Source organism: Prosthecobacter sp. (genome assembly GCF_044226605.1).
GTDB lineage: Bacteria > Verrucomicrobiota > Verrucomicrobiia > Verrucomicrobiales > Verrucomicrobiaceae > Prosthecobacter.
In genome coordinates this window covers 94,419-111,139 of the sequence record NZ_JBGAGS010000012.1, presented here as the reverse complement: position 1 = coordinate 111,139, position 16,721 = coordinate 94,419, and the positions used below count along the sequence as shown (strand labels likewise).

The window sequence follows — 16,721 nt, the reverse complement described above, 5'->3', positions numbered from 1 at the left end:
TGTCTTCAGAACTGGGACATGCGGGTCAGGCGGCGGGCACGGCGTGTCAGGTGGGCGGCTGCGGCTGCAAGCAGCAGCATCACAGAGCCGGGTTCTGGAACCACGGCCGTCTGCAGGCTGAAAACTCCGGGGGTGGCCGTGTAGGTGCCGGCTCCCTGCACGTTGTTGGCTCCGCCTACCACGGGCGTGCTCGCATCGCCCAGGTTCCAGTTGTAGGATCCCAGCGTGTCAGAGGGGTCCGGTATGATCCAGGGATCCCCTGAGTTGCCCACCGTTGTTCCGTCCGTTACCAGCGCCCACTCACTGCCGGGAACAATCGATTTGGAATTGTAGACCCACAGATAGACCACATCCCCCTGCGTGAAGGCATCGACCGGGTTGGCGTCCGGGGAATCCGACGTGCCGTCCGGGTTAAAGCCCACAGTGCCCGCAAAAAACTGGTCCGTGGAGTTCCACCCGTTCGAATCTGGGTCGAACGCGCGGTCGATCACGTGCCAGTTGGCCTGCCACTGGTCCACGTTCTGGTACGTCGGCGTAAAGGCTCCAAAAGTGCCAATCTCAAAGGAATACGTCGGGTCGAGCGCATTGCCCGCACTGTCGAAGAGGTTGTCTTGGAAGGTGCTGCCCCAAAAGACCGTGCTGGCCTGGGCACCTTGAGTCCAAGCCAGCGCCAGGGCGAGGCAGAGGAGCTTGGGTAGGTAGGAGGTCGTTTTCATTTCGGCGAGGGTGGTTTGAGGCTTTGGGGAGAGGGGAAGTCGGTGCGTGTCAGGGCTGCGTGGATTGGGGAGCTTGGAGGGCGAGGGAAGATGAAGACCCTTTTATCACATATTACATATTCTATAATTATAATAATAACAAATCCAGCAAACAAGCGTGAATTGCACTTTATTTTGGAAATCCTGATTGTTTGAATTCGTCCCCCAATTGGGGGCCCCGACGCCAGCCTTCCCCCCCAAATGAGGGGGGCGGGTGCCTCAGACCCCTCCGGCTCATGGCTTTTCACCCCCGTCCACGTGGCACGGCCTATCTTCGTACAAAAAGATCATGGCGCTGCCTGCCACCACGGCTAATGGACCCGATGAAATTGGAACAAGGTCAAATCTGGAAAAAGGGAGACGAGTATTTCCGCATCGTCGAATGGGCGCGCCTGTCCATCGAGTACAAGCGGATGAAAGACCCACTGACCAAGCAGGGGACCCTCCACAAGGCAACGAAGAAGCAGTTTTGCCGCCTTCTCAAAGGCGCCGTGCTGCTCAAGCCAGAAGATCTGCAGAGCAGCTCTGTGGAGGCGGCGAGCGAAGAAGAGGAATTCTCTCCCGAGCTGGAAAATGCCATCACCGAGAGCATTGCCGCTGACCTCCGGTTCATTCGGCAGGCCAGCAACGAAGGCGAAGAGGACGTGGTGCTGGAGGCTTTCCACCGGGTCAAAGCCGCCATCTGCATCGATGATCTTCCTCTGCTGCTGGAGGCGATGAAGTCGCCTGACAATAATTTCTGGTCTCGCGAGCTCATCGCAGAACTCGTGGCGGAGACCGGCGGCCTGGACTGCCTCGAAGAGTTGCTCGACGCTCTCGATGCCGGCTTCGCCGAGGGTCATGACAACGATGGCCTTCAGGGCTTCCTCACCGAACTGGCCGAGCGCGAGCCAGAAAAGTGCCGGAGCAAACTGCTCGAACTCAAGGCCCGTCAGAACGCGAAAAACCACGAGTCCATCGACTGGCTGCTGACCTTCATCCCCTGATAGCTGAGACCTGCCCTCAAACGGTTTCAAAGAACAGCGTAAACTCGTGCCGGTTGTAGGTCAGGTGCGTCTGCGCAAAAAGGCGCAGGCCGGCCCCTCTGCCCATCGACACGATGAGCCGAAACAGTTCATTCGGTTCATCCAGGGAATCGATCCGGGGAACCTTCAGCGTGAAGACCACCAGCCCTCCCGGTATCAGAAAACGCGACAGCCGGATCACCTGTTCGATCGATTCTTCGGGCGGGCCGTTCATGTCACACAGCAGCGCGTCGTAGCTGGTGCCGGCCCTCGGTTGAAAGGTGGCCACATCTTCGAGGAAGAATTTAAGGCCCGGCCTACCCTCCAGCCTTGCGTCCAGCGGCGCACGATCGATCGCCGTGATGCGCTGGTTGCGCGCCAGCAGCTCAGACGTCATGCCACCCGGGCAGGCACCGAGTTCGATCCAATGGCTGCCCTCCTTCATCGGTGGCCGGTACAACAGCAGGTAGTGCAGGGCCTCGGCGATCTTTGCACCCGCGCGACTGATCGTGTCAGGAGAGTCCTGATCAATGTATTTGCTCCCTCCCGCATAGAGCCCGTTGGCGGCACGAGGACTCTGCATGCCGCAAAACAGGCCTTCTTTGCCGACGAGGCAAAACAGCGTCTCCGCCGTCGGATCCTGCTCCTCCACGTTTGCCGCGGCCAGCTTGGGAAACAACTGCAGCACCCGGCCCCGCAGGTTGGACGCCAGGCCCTTGTAGTACTTGTCAGGGGAGGTGGGCTGCAGGGTGCCGATGAAAATGCCCTGGGGCTTTCGGTCCCCAAATTTCTTCAGCAGCGTCTGCGCCGCCTTTTCGATGAAGCCGTCCATCTTTTGCGCGTTGCAAGGCCAGGTATGATCCATTGGCAGGTTCCAGCGGATGAATTTCGCTGCTTCGGAATCACGGATCGCAGCCGGAGTCGCTGTCTTGATCAGGTAGTAGTCCTGCCCCAGTTTCGTGCTCGAAACTGCGCCCAGCTGCCGCAGCACCGAACCTGCAATTCCGGCAAAGATCTCGGGGATGCGTACCAGCCAGGGCTGCGGTGCCATAGGGGGATCATTCTTCACATTCTCGCTCATTCACTCCTGCCCTCGCCCGTCATTGCCGCCTCCGCAAGCCCCGGAGTTGAAGCTTCCTGCTCAAACCTCCCCGCCATTCCGCCATCTTTGGCACAGCCCTCTTTGGGCAGGCATGTTCCATCACAAGGCTTCCTCAAAACTCCGTCTCGCTGTGGCGTGTCAACCATTCCCCAGCGGCGCGCATGCTTCACGGACTGAGGATGCCCGCCTCCATCGGGAGGGGGCTCTGAGTGGGTTTTGGGTTGGTCGTCACAGTACGCGGCAGCAGCAGCTCCAGCTCGCGCTGGAGTCGTTCGGTTCGCGGGCCTTCCTCCATCAGCATCATCCAGTGCCGTTTCCAGCCAAGCCATCGGCAGCAGATTCGCAGCCTGGCCCCGCGTGGATTGCGTGCGTGGATCATCACCTGGTGCTCGATCGTCCAATGCAGGATTTGCGATGTCCTGAGGCGGCCCAGTCCTGACACCTGCAACTGCCCGCAATCGCAGCAGATGAAACGCGGCGCGGCCAGCCAGATGAACAACCCTGTGCGGAACATGAAGACGATGAACCAGCCCGATAGCAGACCGCATAGCCAGCGCCCAGGAGGGATGTGCTGGCCGCCCGCAGCGTTCCATCCCAGCATCATCAAAATGAGCGTGGTCAGCAAAAATGCCGCGATCCTGCACTTGCCACGCATCGTTGCTGCCAGCCGTTCGTACCTCGCCCGGTGAAACCTCGCCGGCTCGTCGATGCGGACCTTGTTCTCTTCAGCTCGCCACGGACTCGCCGCACGTCGCTTGTTTCTACGGTTTCGTAGTTCCTGAAATCGGCACCTCTCGTCCGCCCACTGACTGACGCGGGAGCCTCCGGACAGAGAAATGCTGTCGGAGAGACGGGCTGCTCTGAAGTGGCTGTTCATGTCCGCCTCCTGTCATCGAATGCCTTGCTTGAGGGTTTCCAGCTCTTGTCGTCCAGTCAGCGTGGGGAAGTCCCCCTGCGCCTTGGTCTTCCATTCCTCCAGGAGGCTCTCAAGACCAGTCTCTTGTTGCCAGTGAAAGCTCGCTGTTCATGGCGTAGCGGGAGGCATCCTCAGTCTCCTGTTCCCAGTAGTCATCCAGCCGGTCTGCCTCGGCGGGCACAAGCCCCTTTCCCTCTGCCGAATAGGCCGCCAGCAGTTCCTTCTCTGCTGTGAGCCAGTGCTCCGGACGCAGATGCAGGCAGCCTTCGTTTTTCCAGTGCTTGAATGCAAGCAGGGCGATCTCTTTGTCAGAGGGGTGCGGGCACGGATTCTCCGTCTCGCGCGGCATGGGTATCACAAGAGCACTCATATTTTAAAAGGGAGGTCAAAGTTGAGCTGCGAACCGGTTTTTTATTCCGACCAGTTTGAACCTTGCTGATTTTTTACGCAATCAGTCGCGCCCTTCTCGTGCCATCAGGGAAACCCTGAACCAGTTGTCGTGAAATTTAATTTCGGCATCTGCTTTCAGGCCCCTTTAATCCTTGGCGAATTCCAATCCCTTTCTACTCTCCGCGCCCCCATGTCCGTCAAGCTCCGCCTCAACACCGCCACCGTCACCAAAGTCGTTCTTGCCAAAGTCGGCAATCCTCTGCGCGAGGAACCCCTGCAAACCTCCCGCGAGGTCTTTCAGGTCGCCGAAGGAGATCAGGAAGCCCTTACGGCGCTCTTTTTGAAACCGTTCAAGGCCTGCATCGCCCACCGCTTCACCCATCACGCCTCCCTCAAGCAGCACGAAGTCAACAACTGCGCCAAGGCCATCTTCGCCGACGAAGACCAGCTCCTCGCCAAAGGTGTCGAAATCGCCCAGCGCCTCTACGCCAAGTCCAATCACCCGAACATCAAGGCAGGCGACCTCTGCATCGCCATGCTCAAGGAGATCCACATCGAAGGCGAGCTCGTCAGCGGCCTCTGCATTCTGAAGAGCGACAGCGTCGTGCCTTTCCTCACCATCACCCCTCGCAATGGCGATCTCCAGCTCCACACCGAGCACGGCATCAATCCGGACAAGATCGACAAAGGCTGTCTCATCCTCAATTACTGGGCCGAAAAAGGCTACTACGTCCTCACGTTTGACCGCAGCGGTGGGGACACCCGCTTCTGGATCCGCGAATTCCTCGGAGTCGAGGCTGTGCCAGATGGCGCCTTCCTCACCAATGCCTACGCCAAGATGGCCGTCTCTTTCCTCGAGGAGCAGCAGCCCGCCGATGATGACTCTCCCCCTTGGGAGACCGCCACGGCCGCCAAAGACGCACTCGAGTACTTCGAAGACCGCGAAACCTTCAACCTCGAAGAATTCGGCCAGACCGTCCTCAAAGACCCCGAAGTCATTGCCAAATTCGACGAGCACCGCGCCCGCATGGAAGAGGAGCAGGGCCAGCCCTTGGAGAAAAGCTTCGAGATCTCCAAAAAAGACCTCACCAAGGCCAAAAAGCGCATCGCCGCCGTCCTCAAGCTGGACACCGGCGTTGAGATTCACATCAAGCCCGGCAAAACCGAAACCGAACCCCAGCTCGAGCGCGGCTTCGACGACGACAAGGGCATGAAGTATGTGAAGGTGTATTACAACAAGGACCTCTCCGCACCTGGTCAATGAATCCCGCCTCCGATCCCGACTCTCCACAGCGCCTCTGGAAAATGGGGCGTGTGGTGCTTCAGCGTGAAACCGCGCATCGCGGTGGCAAGACGGTCATCGTCATCAAGGACTTTGCGACACACCTGCCGCTTTCTGTCATTGAGACCATCGCGAAACGCGTTCGATCCGCCTGCGGCTGCGGCGGCACCGTGCGGGACAAGCGCATCGAAATCCAAGGCGACCAAGCCGCAAAAGTCCGCGCCGTCCTCGAAGCCGAAGGCTTTGAGGTTCGCGGCGTGAAGTAGCGCATTGCATTTGTTTGCCGCTGCGGATTATCATTCGCTGATGCACCGCCGTTTTGTTTCCATTCTTTGTGCCAGCCTCTTTCTGACGCATCTGCACGCAGACCAGGTCATTCCCGGCAACGTGCTTGATCCCAAGACCGCACCAGAAGCCTGGAACGTCATCCGCCTCGCCACCACCAACGTGGAGAAACTTCTGCAGGAGGGCCGCCTCGCGGAGATTGCCGTGCAGATCGCTTACTGCAGTCCCGCCCTGCGTGCGCTGCCTCAGCTTTCTGGCGGCGCGGAGAATCTTCAAAAAGTCACGCCTCTCTCCGAGCGTGCCCTGACACTGGTCAACACCCTCGCCAAAGCCGCCAGGGACAACAACGCCGGCGGTGCGGAGGCGGTGTATCAAAACCTGCATCAGACGCTCGATGGCATGGCCCGCCATTTCGATCCTAAGGTGGTGAAGTCAGACATCTTCTTCTGCCCCATGCACCCCGACTTCATCGCCGGTGCGGCCACCACTCCGTGCGACAAATGCGGCATGCACCTGCTCACCCGCCGCATTCCCTACAGCTTCATCTACATGAAGCCCGGAGAGCCCACCATGCGCCTCAGCGCCCAGGCCAGTGGACCCGTGGAAGCCGGAAAGAAACTGGAGGTGAAAGTCAGGCTCAGGAAGGCGGATGACTCGCCTGTCCTCTACAAAGATCTGCTCGTCATGCACACGGAGCGGATTCATCTCCTCATCGAAGAGCCTTCTCTTGGCGACTACCACCACGAGCATCCGGTCATGACGGATGTGCCCGGCGAATACGCCTTTTCCTTCACCCCTCAGCGCAGCGCTCCCTATCGCATCTGGGCGGACCTTGTGCCTGCCGAGACCGGAGTGCAGGAGCTGCCCTTCACCGATCTGCCTTCGGTGGGTGCAGCGGGTCCCATCACGGACAAGGCGACCAAATTCTCCTCGAAAGTGGATGCTTACAGCTTCGTGATCACGCTCGGATCTGGCAATGGCGAACCACTGAAGGCCAATCAGGCCCGCAGAATGGACATCATGGTGACCGATGCTGCGGGAAAGCCCGTCACCCAGCTGGAGCCCGTGATGAATGCCTTCGCGCATCTCGTCGGCTTTTACGATGACTACCGCTCTGTCGTCCATCTCCATCCCGCAGGTGGAGATGTCACCGCCTCGGATGCTCGTGGCGGCCCGGGTCTCAGCTTCATGTTTTTCCCTCCTCGTGCCGGCTTCATCCGCCTCTATTGCCAGGTCAGCGTCAACGGCCGCATGCTCTTCGCCCCCTTCAATGTGAACGTCGTCCCGTAGCAGCAGGCTGGGCGATTTTCAAAATCCTGGGACTCCTTCACTTCACCACCACATCGTCCGAAGTCCACATCCGCCTGTCTGGCCCTGCCGAATGGATTTCCATCACCGTGGCTGACATCTGGTGGAAAAAGTAGGGCGTGCCCCAACGGTCCAGCAGCTCTCCCTTTTCATTCAATCCTTCGCCTCCCGGAGGTCCCAGCCGCGCACGCTTCGGATTGCCCCCCATCAGCGCCGCCATGATCTCCGCATTCGTTCCCACGGGATTTTCGTGCATGAGCGTGCGGTAGTCCCGCAGCATCAGCCCCACTTGCTCCAGTTCCTCGGCGTACTGTTTGCGCACATCCAGCGCCATCGGTGAGATCGGGGGCGGGTACGCCTTTGGTTCCGCCCCGGCAGCTGGCTTCGTCTCCACCACCGTTGGGGCAGGGGGCGGCACCGGTTTTGGCACTGACGGCGTCGGGGCAGGGGAGGACGGGCTTGCCGGAGCGCTCTTCACCACAGGTTTGCCTGCTGGCAATGGCGGACGTGCCACGGCCGTCGGGAGCGCCTTGGGCGAGGACGACATCCACCACCCCGCAACCAGCGCGACTGCCACCAGCAGGCCGAGTAAGAGCATGGTTCGAACGCTCATGACTTCGATTACGTCAGGTTCATGTATCCCAGGTCAGAAGTCGGGAATCGGCCAATGTTTGGAAAAATGTTCGAAATCTCAGACGGATCGACACCAAACCATTTCGCCAGCGTCGCAGAATGCTGGTCCACGGAGATGGTGGGAATCCAGCGCCCAAGCCCCGTGTCATTCGGTCCGTTGATGGCAAAAGCGGGCAGGTGGCCGTAGGCCTGCCCACCTTTCACCGCGCCTCCCATCACCAGGTGGTGGCTGCCCCATCCGTGGTCGCTTCCCTGGCTGTTGGTGGGCAGCGTGCGGGAGAAGTCGCTCGTGGTGAAGGATGTCACGTTGTTGCCCAGATTGAGCTGCTCCATTGCGCGCTGAAAGGCAAACATGCACTGGCTCACATCTGCCAGCAGCTTGTAGTGGGCTCCACTGGCATTCGTCGGCTGGTCCGTGCCATTCACCAGTACCTGCGAGGTGTGCGTATCATACCCGCCCACCGAGCAGAAGAAGATCTGGCGGTTCATGTTGAAGCCGCCCGCGCCTCGCGCCTGGATCAATCTTGCCACCATCTTCAGCTGCGTCCCCAGTGTCGAATTGGGAAAGCCTCCGAGCCTGTTGGCCTGCGATGCCGCAGAGTAAATGTTCACCAGCCCCGTGTTCCAGCGCCACGGCGCGCTGGCATTCTGCGAAGTGTAGCTCGCAGGCGAATCCGTGGGATCCAGCGTGCTGCCGATGTTCGTGTTCAGTGCGTCCCCCACCGCGATCGCATTGCTGCTCACACCCGCATACGCCTTCCGCTGCAGATTCGTGTGCGTCACTCCGAGGATGTTTTTCAGTGCGCGGGCGCGGGCGCTCGTGCCGCTCATGAGGCTGCCGCTCAAAACGATCGCTCCACTCGTGGCCACCTGATATTGCGTGATGAGATTCCCCACCTCGAAGGTGTTCGCTCCGCTGAGAGACACGGACATCGAGATCGAGCCCGATGGATTCGCCACGGAATTCAGCAGATCCGCCACACGTCCTCCCCATCCCGTCGTGGGCGGCTGGTCGGGAATCGAGGTCTGCCACTGTGTCACCTGGTCGCTGTGGGAAAAAAGCTGCGGCGGCCGGTACGCGGCCAGTCCTGAAAGATAGTCCGCGCGAGTGGTCGGCCGCACCAGCGTGCCCACGTTAAAAAGCACCCCGAGTTTCTTTTCGCCAAACAGCGTCTGCAGTTCCGGGCAGCCGGGGTGGAAGCCATACGTGTGGCCGTCCGCATCCGCGTAGGCGGCATCCGTGGTGTTTGGTCCTTGGCGCAAGTTCAGCAGAGAGGACTGCGGCAGTGCCAGGTTTCCTCGGATTGCCGTGTAATCCGCAAAGGTGGTGTTGTCCGTTGGCACGATCCAGTTGTTGGAGTCGTTGCCTCCGCTCAGGAAAATGCACACCAGCGCCTTGTAGCCGGACACTGGCCCCTGCGCGGCCATGGCCGTGTTGATCAGGCGCAGGTCGCGGATCGTGTGGCTGGCCACGGCGGCGCTGCCGCCCAGCACGGCGCTGCGGTGCAGAAAGCCGCGCCGTGTCAGGATGTTGGGTGCTTGGAAGGGCTTCATGTCAGGTTATCTCTGGATGGTGTAGTCCGGGCTGGTCAGAATCAGGTGCAAAATGTTCCGCAAACGGTCGCGGATGTTCGTCGTCGTTGGCGCATTGTTCGTGTAGGGAATGATCCCCGCGGTTGAATTGGTCAGCACGAGGTTCGTCGTGTTGTTGCACGTGATCGGTATGGTGAAGGTCGTGGTGCTGCCGTTCGGCACGGTGATCGTAAAGGTGGCGTTGACCGAACTGCTGAAGTTGCCTCCCGTCACTCCCGTGATCGTCACCGAATCTCCCGTCTGCAGCCCGTGCGCGCTGGGCATGGTGATGGTGCATGGATTGCCGGTGGCAATGCTGCTGATCTGACCACCCAGCAGGTTCAGGATCGCCGTCTTCGCATTGGCGGGCAGCTGCCCTGCCAGCAGCAGCGTGTTAAAGCGGTCGATCAAACTGCTCACGTTCGAGTTGCTCGTCCACACCTCGGTCTGCACCGTTCCGGCTCCCAGTCCGTTGTTGGTCGCATTGCCCATCCATCCGCTCAGGTCTAGCACCAGTGCGTTCGTGCCCGTTTTGAAGCTGCTGATTCCCGTCGTGTTCGAGGGATTGAAAATGCCGTTGTACAGGAAGTTCGCCTGGTACACCGTGCTTGTTTCCGCCGTCAGCTGGAACTCCGGCGTCGTGATGCCCTGGGAGGCCAGCGTGCCGGAGAATTTGAATCCCGGCAGGAAGAAGTTGAACACCGTGGGCGAATACAACGGCGTCTGCACCAGGTCCAGATCCGTGTTGTCCAGCGTGAAAGTGGAGGCCACGCTCTTGATCGTGCCATTGCGCGTCAGCGGTTGCGATTTCAGCGGGAAGATCACCACCTGGTCGTCACTGTTGATCGCCGCATTCGCCGCGCTTCGTGCCGTCACCGTAAAGGTGGTCGGATCCGGAACGCTGACGATCGTGTACACAATGTCGTTCTCCGTCGAAGTTTCATTGAACGAGGTGGTGTCACGCGAATTCGTAAAGTTCAGGAAGACCGAGTCTCCCACCGAGAGTCCGTGGTTGGCCATGCCGCCATAGGTGGTCGTCGAACCGTTCGTCGTGTCGATGGTGATCGTTCCTCCCGCTCCCGTGCAGGAATACGATCCCGCAAAACGTGCGATCATTACATTTCCGCTGCGCGCGGTGGTGTCGGGTGCCGTGAGGGTGAAAGTGGTGCCGGAGACATTGCCCACACCGCTGGGCGTATCAAAGGCCGTGGAGGTGGCCACCGTCAGATACTTTTGATCCAGCGAGGCATTGCCATTCGCACCGCCGCTCGTGAAATCAAACCACGCCTGCCCTCCCGCAGGCAGCCAATGCCCGCTCATGGTCACCGTCAGCACACTCGAGCCCGAGGGCTGGTTGTACGTGCCAGTCAACCACCCAGGCGAGTTGATGGTGTACTGCGTGGTAGTCGGTGTTGGGGAACTCAGCACCGCGTACGTGCCTGCGGCGGGCGGTGTGTTGCCGGAGGTGTCGGTGAATTCTAGCTGTGTGTTGTTGCCACCTTGCAGCAGATGCGGGGCGCTGGTGGTGATCGTGATCGCATTGCTGCCGCTTTGCGAGTAGGTGCCCGTGAGATCCGCGGGGCGGAAGGCACGCGCCGCGGCGGTGATGCGCATGATCGGTTCACGCTGCTTGCCATAGGCGGGTATGCCGACCAGGTCCGGGCTGCGCGCTTCATAGTCCAGCAGGATGGCCTTGATCACCGCCTTCATGTCTCCGCGCACGCCGGAGCCGTTGTCGTTAAACTTCAGTACCACACGGTACAGGTAGTCTCGCGAAGGATTGCTCGTCACCAGCCGTTGAATCAGCTGCCGGCAGATGAATGGGCCCACGTTCGGGTGGTTGAAGAGCATGTCATGCACCGCATTGAACTCCTGTGCCGGCAGGGCGCGGTACGCGGTGTCCTGGAAATGCGTGGCGTTGTGCGTCGCATAGGGGTCCAGCGGCTGGCCGCCCACGCTGCTCAGGCCCGGCAGCACCTGATTGTTCAGCACACGCTTCGTTCCGGTGTAGTGGCGCGCCGGAGTCTCGCGCATCGGCCGCATCCAGTTTGTGGCGGAGGAGAAGGAGGTGTGCATGTCGCCATCGTAGCCGTAGTCCCATCCCGTGAAGGTGTGCGCCAGTCCCACCACCTCCCGCTGCGAGTAGGTGTCGATCGGCGCGTCCTCGGAGCTCAGCATCAGCGTGCCGTCCGGCCACATGCGGTACAGTCCTATCGAGAAGAGCTGCTTGATCTCGCGTGCATAGTTCTCATTCGCCGTGCGTCCCACCGTCAGGTCAGGCTTGTCATTCCGCAGCATGTCCAGGTAGCGGCCCATTCCCGGCGTCAGCGTGGTCCCGGCCAGAATGTCGCGGAAGTTGCCAAAGGCGTTGGTCAGCAGCGTGTCGTAGAAATGAGAGATCGCCTGGGAGTTGTCCTCCAGCGGCCCCTGCCCGGAGACCACATGGATCTCGCTCAGCGCAAAGGCGATCCTCTGCCGCAGCTGGTCCGCTCCCGTGATCGAATTCTTCCACCACGTGTTGGAGCTCAGCTTCGTGTCGAAGGCCCCGAACACATCCGCCAGTTCATGGGAAAGCACTTCCGGCAGATGCTGCGTGGCCGTTTTGGTAAACTGATCGTCAATCCACGCTTCATAGCTGGCCATCCCCTTCAGCGCGCTGATGTCGCTCAGGCTTGGGCCAAACGTGGCCTGCGTCAGGAAACGCACGGCCCCGTTGTCCGTTGTGTGGTCATCGGCAAAGGTGGGCGGCGCGGGAGGCGGCGTAAAGGTGCGCGTGCCGTTTGCCAGCGTGTAGTTGCCGCGGATTTCTCCGTTTGGATACGCCGTGGTGTGCAGGTTGATGTAAGCCTTCCCTTCCTTGATGATTTCAATGATGTCCGCCTTCGTCAGCGTCCCCACCGGCAGGATCGTCCACTTGTAGCGACCGTCCGGCTGCAGGCCGTCTCCCGGCGTCACAGGCGTGTCGATGTCGAAGACAATCGTCGAGGGTTTGGTCAAATACGGGTCCGTGTGGATGTGCTCGGACGTGATCGGCCCGGTCAGCCCGCTGTAGGTTCGGGTCATGTACGCCGTGTTCTCATCTTCACTCAGCCTCAGCGTGGAGTTGCCCACACCCGTGGTGGTTGCGCCGTTTTGGGACAGCATGGTTGAAACATAGAGCGTGCCCGGAGTCGAGCCCGCCGGTGGCGTCACGTAGGGGTTCAGCACGTACGCAGGGATCACTTCGCTCGGTGCCGTCGTCGCCTCTCCCGGTTTGCTCCAGCCGATGGCCAGATTGTCCGTGGCGCCGGTTCCGGCCTTGTGCAGCACTTCAAAGTAATACTTATGCCCCTGCTCCAGCGCCAGCCACGGGGACTTCTGCCCGGCTTCATTATTCCAGTTTCTCGCCGTGCCGCTGCCCGTGGCCACCACCGCGCGGCGGAAGATGTTCACCGGCTCATCATCATTGGAGATCCACAGCTCCGCGCTGTTGTTCGCCGCGATCCAGAAGTAATAGTTTCCGTCCGCGGGAGCCGTGATGTAGCCGCGGATGCGCGCCCCGTAGTCGGAGCCGGAATTCGTCGGCCCTTCCAGCGTGGTCAGGCTGGAGGTGCTGGTGGGAGAGGTGCTCGTCGGAATGGTCGCCACGCTGGTGCCGCTCACGCTGCCCCAGTATTCGCGCGGCACGGTGCCCACATTTTGATCCACATGCAGGTTCAGCACTGAGGTGCCCGAGCCTGCTCCGTTCGTGGTGGTGATGATCACCTGGTAGTCTCCTGCCGAGCCAGGCGGCGGCGTGCCGCTCAGCACGCCGTTGCTGTAAGTCAGCCAGGCCGGATTTCCGCTCACGCTGATGCTCGCGCCATTGCTGCCGCCGATCGCATAGGAGAAACTTCCGCCTGTCAGCGCTATGGCCGAGGTGTCGCTCACGTGGGCCGGTGGCGCCTGCGGCACGCTGCTGGGGTACAGTCTTTCCGCAGGGATGATCTGCTTCGTCTGGCTCGGGCTGTACCAGGAGAGGAAGCACCGCGCCGCGCCCGTGCTTTCCATGTAGTCCAGTTGAATGTCATACCGCACTCCGCCGATCATCGGGAGGCGCACATAGCGCTCGTTCCCCATCGACGACCAGTCCTTCAGCGGCTTGTTCATGATTTCCACGCTCATGTTTCCCACGCTTCCATTCGCATATTTGCCAGTGCCCATGTTGAAGGCAAAGCCCGACGTCTGCGCGAGTGGGATGGGGCCGCCCGATTGCGCGCGGATGTTGATCGTGCCTGTGCCGGTGGTGAAGGCGCTCACCCCAAAGCTTACCGTGAAGGTGGTGCCGCTCGTCGCGGTCACCGTGTAGGGAGTCGAGAAGAGTCCGTTGAGATTGCCGGAAGTCGGCACCAGTTCCACGCTCGAGTTCACCGGGAAGCTGCCCGCAGGCACGCCCGTGAGGTTCGTGTAATCGATCACCGCCAGTCCTGTGGTCGAGTTGTAGCTGTAGGAACTTCCCGTTGAATACAGCTTGGTGATGGCCGCATTCCGCGTGTCCGCCACCGTGATGTTGCCCGAGCCGCTTACATACACGCCTGTGCCAAAGTTCACCGTGAAGGTGTTTCCTGACACTGCCGTGATCGGATAGGCCACCGTGCTCAGCGCGCTCAGGCTGCCGCTCGTCGGATCCAGCTCAATGTACTCTCCCACCGCAAAGCTCCCCGCCACCACCGTCCCGCCTGCTGCTCCCACGATGAGGTTGGAATAATCAATCACCGCCAGTCCCGTGCTGCCGTCATAGGTGTAGGTCGGTGCCGTGGTGGGTGCATGCGAGAGGTTCCCCGAGGTCGGGTCCAGCCTCACCGTCTCACCGATCAAAAAGCTGCCAAAGGCCGCTGCCAGCGCCGAGTAGTTGAACACCACCTCCCCCGTGCTTGCGTTATAAATGTAGTTGTTGGTGCCGCCCACGCTTGTCGAAGGCGCAGGCATCAGCGTTTGCAGCTGCCCGTTGATCCTTAAAGTGCACCCGTCATCCGACTGCACCACAAACGTGTAGTCCTCGCTGAACTGCGGCTGCACCTGCCCGCTCCAGCGTGCCGAAAAGGTGTCCGGCTGGATCTTGGCCCCATCCGGAGTGCCCGAGTACCAGATGCCGTTGTTTCCGCTCGTCACGGCAGAGTCCACACCGATGCGTCCTGGAGAGCCGCTGAAGTCGGTCGTTGCATAGCACAAGTTGTACACGCCTGTCGTCGTGCTGGTGCTGTTGTTGAGCACAAAGCCGCTGCCAGTTCCCGAAGACGGGAGGGACACCGTGAGTGTCGTTGCCGCCTGCGCGGTCACACCGCTGCCCGTCGTCACAGAGATCAATCCAGGCGCAATCGCCGTGATAAACTCGCTCGCTGGCAGTCCCGTGCCCGTCACCGCCATTCCCACCGCCAGCCCTGAAATGGATGGCACGGCAATGGTGGGGCTCCCCGCAGTGGTCGTCGCTCCCGGCACACTGATTTGGAATCCTGTGAGAGGCACGGTGAAAGTCGTCGTCCCGTTCACCGCCGAAATGGTGTAGGTGCCATTGTACGTGCTTGCGGCTCCCGGGGTGAACAGTGTGTTTGACGTGAACGCCAGCTGCACCGTATTGCCCACGCTGAAGCTGTGCCCGCCGGTCGGAGTCACCACCAGGTTTCCACCCGAGTAGCTGTACGTCATCGCCTGCGTATGCGTGAACACATTCGCCTGCGGGATGTTCACATAGCTCGTCGTCCCCGGCACCAGCCATTGCAGGCGGCAGCGCGCATCTCCCGTCGTCTCCACCTGGTGCACCACCATGTGGTAGCGCTGCGCCGGACTGGCCGGCACAGCCAGCGTTATCGCCGCGCTCTGCTTGAAAGTCCCCACCGCATCGGAACCCGGCGTCGTCCAGTTGTGCTGCACGATCTGCGTCAGGCCCGCTCCCGTGTCCAGCAGCACCTCCGCCTTGTCATCCGCATCCAGCTGAAAGGTGTAGTTCCCCGCCACCGTCGGGTTCAGGTAAAAGTCCCACGTGGAAGAATAGTTGTCCGGTGAATTGAGCGGCGCGATCACCGCCCCGTTCGGCGTGCCATACTGCCAGTCAAAATTCACCGTCGAGTCAATCCGCTCCACGATTCCCGGATGTGTGAAGGATTGGATGCTGAAATTGCAGCTGCCGTTGGTGGAGGTCGTCCCCCCGAACGAAGTAGCCGAGGAAAGAGACACCGAGAAGGTGGAAGCGGTGACAGCCGTCACCGAGTAGATTTGATTATTAAAGGTCGAATTGTTAATGTTGCCGCTGCCTGAGGTGAAACTGACCTTTATCTGAGTGCCTATGACCAAGCCAGCAATCGTGCCGCCTGTGTAGGTCACCACGGCCGTTCCGGTGGTTGTAGGGCTTGCAGACCGCGTGAATGCATACATCCCCGCCTGCCCAAAGTTCGCCGCGTCCACATACGTCGAGCTCGCAGTGTCATAGTAGCGTGCCGTCAGGCCCGTTCCCGTCGCTGCGGTGGAGGAGTTGATGATCACCGTGGCCGCTTTCTGCGTTCCCAGAGTGTAGCTGTTTCCCGTGTCCGTGGCCAGCGTGGCCGTCACTGAGCGCCCGCCTTTCACCGAGCTCTGGATCTTGGGATTCACAAAAATATCCGCCGTGGCCGATCTCCCTGCCGGAAACGTCACCGCCCCCGCCAGCGGCGTGTAGTCCGTGTTCGGCTGCGCCGTGCCGCCTACGCTGTAGCTCAGCGTCAGCGGAAATAGCGTCTGCGTTCGCGTCACCGTCAGCCGCCCTGCCGTGGGCCCGTCTTCGGAGGCAAACGCCTCGGGCGCATTGATCGACACCACATTCGTCAGCGCCACCTGCTGGCTCACATACGTGTAGTCATCCGTGCCCGCCACCGTCTGCGTCTGGTTCGGGTTCAGCGCCACCGCCCCTTCCAGCCAGTCGCCCAGCCCGTCGGAGTCCGTGTCAAAATCGGTCACCACAATGCGGTAGAAGGCATTCGCCTGGTACGGCGCGCTCAGCGTCATCACCGTCCCGTCGCCCATCGTCTGCACCGGCGTCGCATGCAGCGCCCAGTTGGTCGTGGCACTCATCGTCGCCGCATACTGCACCTGGTACAGCTTTCCCAGCTCCGTCGGAAACTGCATGTCCACATTGGCGCCATTTTTGGTGATGCTCTTCACCCGGATCGTCTTCTGCGCGTCAAACGGGCTCGTCCCTGCCGTGATCTCATCCGCGTTCTTCAGCCCGTCGCCATCGCTGTCCTTCGCCAGCCACGTCGAGTCTCCTATTTGCGCATCCGTCACCCCATACTTCAGCTTCCACGTCGAGCGGGTGAGGGCGGAGTCGATCGCGTGGCCTGCTCCGCTGCCTGCCAGCCAGCAGGCACCGAGCAGCAGCCACTGGGCTGCGCATGAGGGCAGGACAAATCCGCGGAACAGCGAGTGACAGCTGCGGTTCTTCATAGGTGGTTGGGATTGAGCGCCTCAATTTATCGGCACTTAA

Annotated in this window: 11 protein-coding genes; 4 read left to right on the top strand and 7 right to left on the bottom strand. The window is 60.7% G+C overall.

From position 1 onward, the window contains the following. Nucleotides 1-5: 5 nt before the first annotated feature. The gene (locus ACILSO_RS17940) at nt 6-716 is read right to left on the bottom strand and encodes a PEP-CTERM sorting domain-containing protein (protein WP_395738818.1); all 711 of its coding nucleotides are present in this window, start codon (nt 714-716) and stop codon (nt 6-8) included. A 362-nt stretch (nt 717-1,078) separates the two neighbouring features. On the opposite strand from ACILSO_RS17940, the gene ACILSO_RS17935 reads away from it, so the two are divergent. Further along, entirely contained in the window at nt 1,079-1,741 is a 663-nt protein-coding gene (locus ACILSO_RS17935; RefSeq protein ID WP_395738817.1) for a hypothetical protein, read from the top strand. 16 nt (nt 1,742-1,757) lie between these two features. Here ACILSO_RS17935 and ACILSO_RS17930 read toward each other — a convergent pair whose 3' ends face one another. From ACILSO_RS17930 to ACILSO_RS17920, 3 genes are all read right to left on the bottom strand, one after another. Further along, nucleotides 1,758-2,810: an SAM-dependent methyltransferase gene (locus ACILSO_RS17930; protein WP_395738816.1), complete on the bottom strand. Its 1,053-nt coding sequence runs from the start codon at nt 2,808-2,810 to the stop codon at nt 1,758-1,760. Between the two features lie 217 nt (nt 2,811-3,027). Then, nucleotides 3,028-3,486 carry a hypothetical protein gene (locus ACILSO_RS17925; RefSeq protein ID WP_395738815.1) on the bottom strand — a complete coding sequence of 153 codons (459 nt, stop codon included), beginning with the start codon at nt 3,484-3,486 and terminating at the stop codon, nt 3,028-3,030. Nucleotides 3,487-3,847: 361 nt separating this feature from the next. Next, complete coding sequence (locus ACILSO_RS17920) at nt 3,848-4,147, bottom strand: DUF2934 domain-containing protein (RefSeq protein ID WP_395738814.1); 300 nt, start codon at nt 4,145-4,147, stop codon at nt 3,848-3,850. A 210-nt stretch (nt 4,148-4,357) separates the two neighbouring features. Here ACILSO_RS17920 and ACILSO_RS17915 point away from each other — a divergent pair, with 210 nt between their 5' ends. Genes ACILSO_RS17915 through ACILSO_RS17905 form a run of 3 tightly spaced genes read left to right on the top strand, consistent with a single transcriptional unit; the run spans nt 4,358 to nt 7,024 of the window. Next, nucleotides 4,358-5,431, top strand: a complete 1,074-nt coding sequence (locus tag ACILSO_RS17915; RefSeq protein ID WP_395738813.1) for a nucleoid-associated protein — start codon at nt 4,358-4,360, stop codon at nt 5,429-5,431. Next, nucleotides 5,428-5,715, top strand: a complete 288-nt coding sequence (locus ACILSO_RS17910) for a translation initiation factor (protein ID WP_395738812.1) — start codon at nt 5,428-5,430, stop codon at nt 5,713-5,715. The genes ACILSO_RS17915 and ACILSO_RS17910 overlap by 4 nt, the downstream gene beginning before the upstream one ends. A 40-nt stretch (nt 5,716-5,755) precedes the next feature. Then, complete coding sequence (locus tag ACILSO_RS17905; protein WP_395738811.1) at nt 5,756-7,024, top strand: hypothetical protein; 1,269 nt, start codon at nt 5,756-5,758, stop codon at nt 7,022-7,024. A gap of 37 nt (nt 7,025-7,061) precedes the next feature. Here the strand turns inward: ACILSO_RS17905 and ACILSO_RS17900 are convergent, their stop codons facing one another. From ACILSO_RS17900 to ACILSO_RS17890, 3 genes are read right to left on the bottom strand one after another with little or no spacing between them, the layout of a single operon-like run. Next, nucleotides 7,062-7,640, bottom strand: coding sequence for a hypothetical protein (locus tag ACILSO_RS17900; protein ID WP_395738810.1), 579 nt, complete (start codon nt 7,638-7,640; stop codon nt 7,062-7,064). 23 nt (nt 7,641-7,663) lie between these two features. Continuing rightward, nucleotides 7,664-9,229 carry a DUF1501 domain-containing protein gene (locus ACILSO_RS17895; protein ID WP_395738809.1) on the bottom strand — a complete coding sequence of 522 codons (1,566 nt, stop codon included), beginning with the start codon at nt 9,227-9,229 and terminating at the stop codon, nt 7,664-7,666. A gap of 6 nt (nt 9,230-9,235) precedes the next feature. Next, the gene (locus ACILSO_RS17890) at nt 9,236-16,681 is read right to left on the bottom strand and encodes a DUF1800 family protein (protein WP_395738808.1); all 7,446 of its coding nucleotides are present in this window, start codon (nt 16,679-16,681) and stop codon (nt 9,236-9,238) included. Nucleotides 16,682-16,721: the final 40 nt, after the last annotated feature.

Coding starts and splice junctions, on each gene's coding strand:
- ACILSO_RS17910 (WP_395738812.1), top strand. CDS start 5,428: ATGAATCCCGCCTCCGATCCCGACTCTCCACAGCGCCTCTGGAAAATG.
- ACILSO_RS17935 (WP_395738817.1), top strand. CDS start 1,079: ATGAAATTGGAACAAGGTCAAATCTGGAAAAAGGGAGACGAGTATTTC.
- ACILSO_RS17900 (WP_395738810.1), bottom strand. CDS start 7,640: ATGCTCTTACTCGGCCTGCTGGTGGCAGTCGCGCTGGTTGCGGGGTGG.
- ACILSO_RS17895 (WP_395738809.1), bottom strand. CDS start 9,229: ATGAAGCCCTTCCAAGCACCCAACATCCTGACACGGCGCGGCTTTCTG.
- ACILSO_RS17920 (WP_395738814.1), bottom strand. CDS start 4,147: ATGAGTGCTCTTGTGATACCCATGCCGCGCGAGACGGAGAATCCGTGC.
- ACILSO_RS17905 (WP_395738811.1), top strand. CDS start 5,756: ATGCACCGCCGTTTTGTTTCCATTCTTTGTGCCAGCCTCTTTCTGACG.
- ACILSO_RS17930 (WP_395738816.1), bottom strand. CDS start 2,810: ATGGCACCGCAGCCCTGGCTGGTACGCATCCCCGAGATCTTTGCCGGA.
- ACILSO_RS17940 (WP_395738818.1), bottom strand. CDS start 716: ATGAAAACGACCTCCTACCTACCCAAGCTCCTCTGCCTCGCCCTGGCG.
- ACILSO_RS17890 (WP_395738808.1), bottom strand. CDS start 16,681: ATGAAGAACCGCAGCTGTCACTCGCTGTTCCGCGGATTTGTCCTGCCC.
- ACILSO_RS17915 (WP_395738813.1), top strand. CDS start 4,358: ATGTCCGTCAAGCTCCGCCTCAACACCGCCACCGTCACCAAAGTCGTT.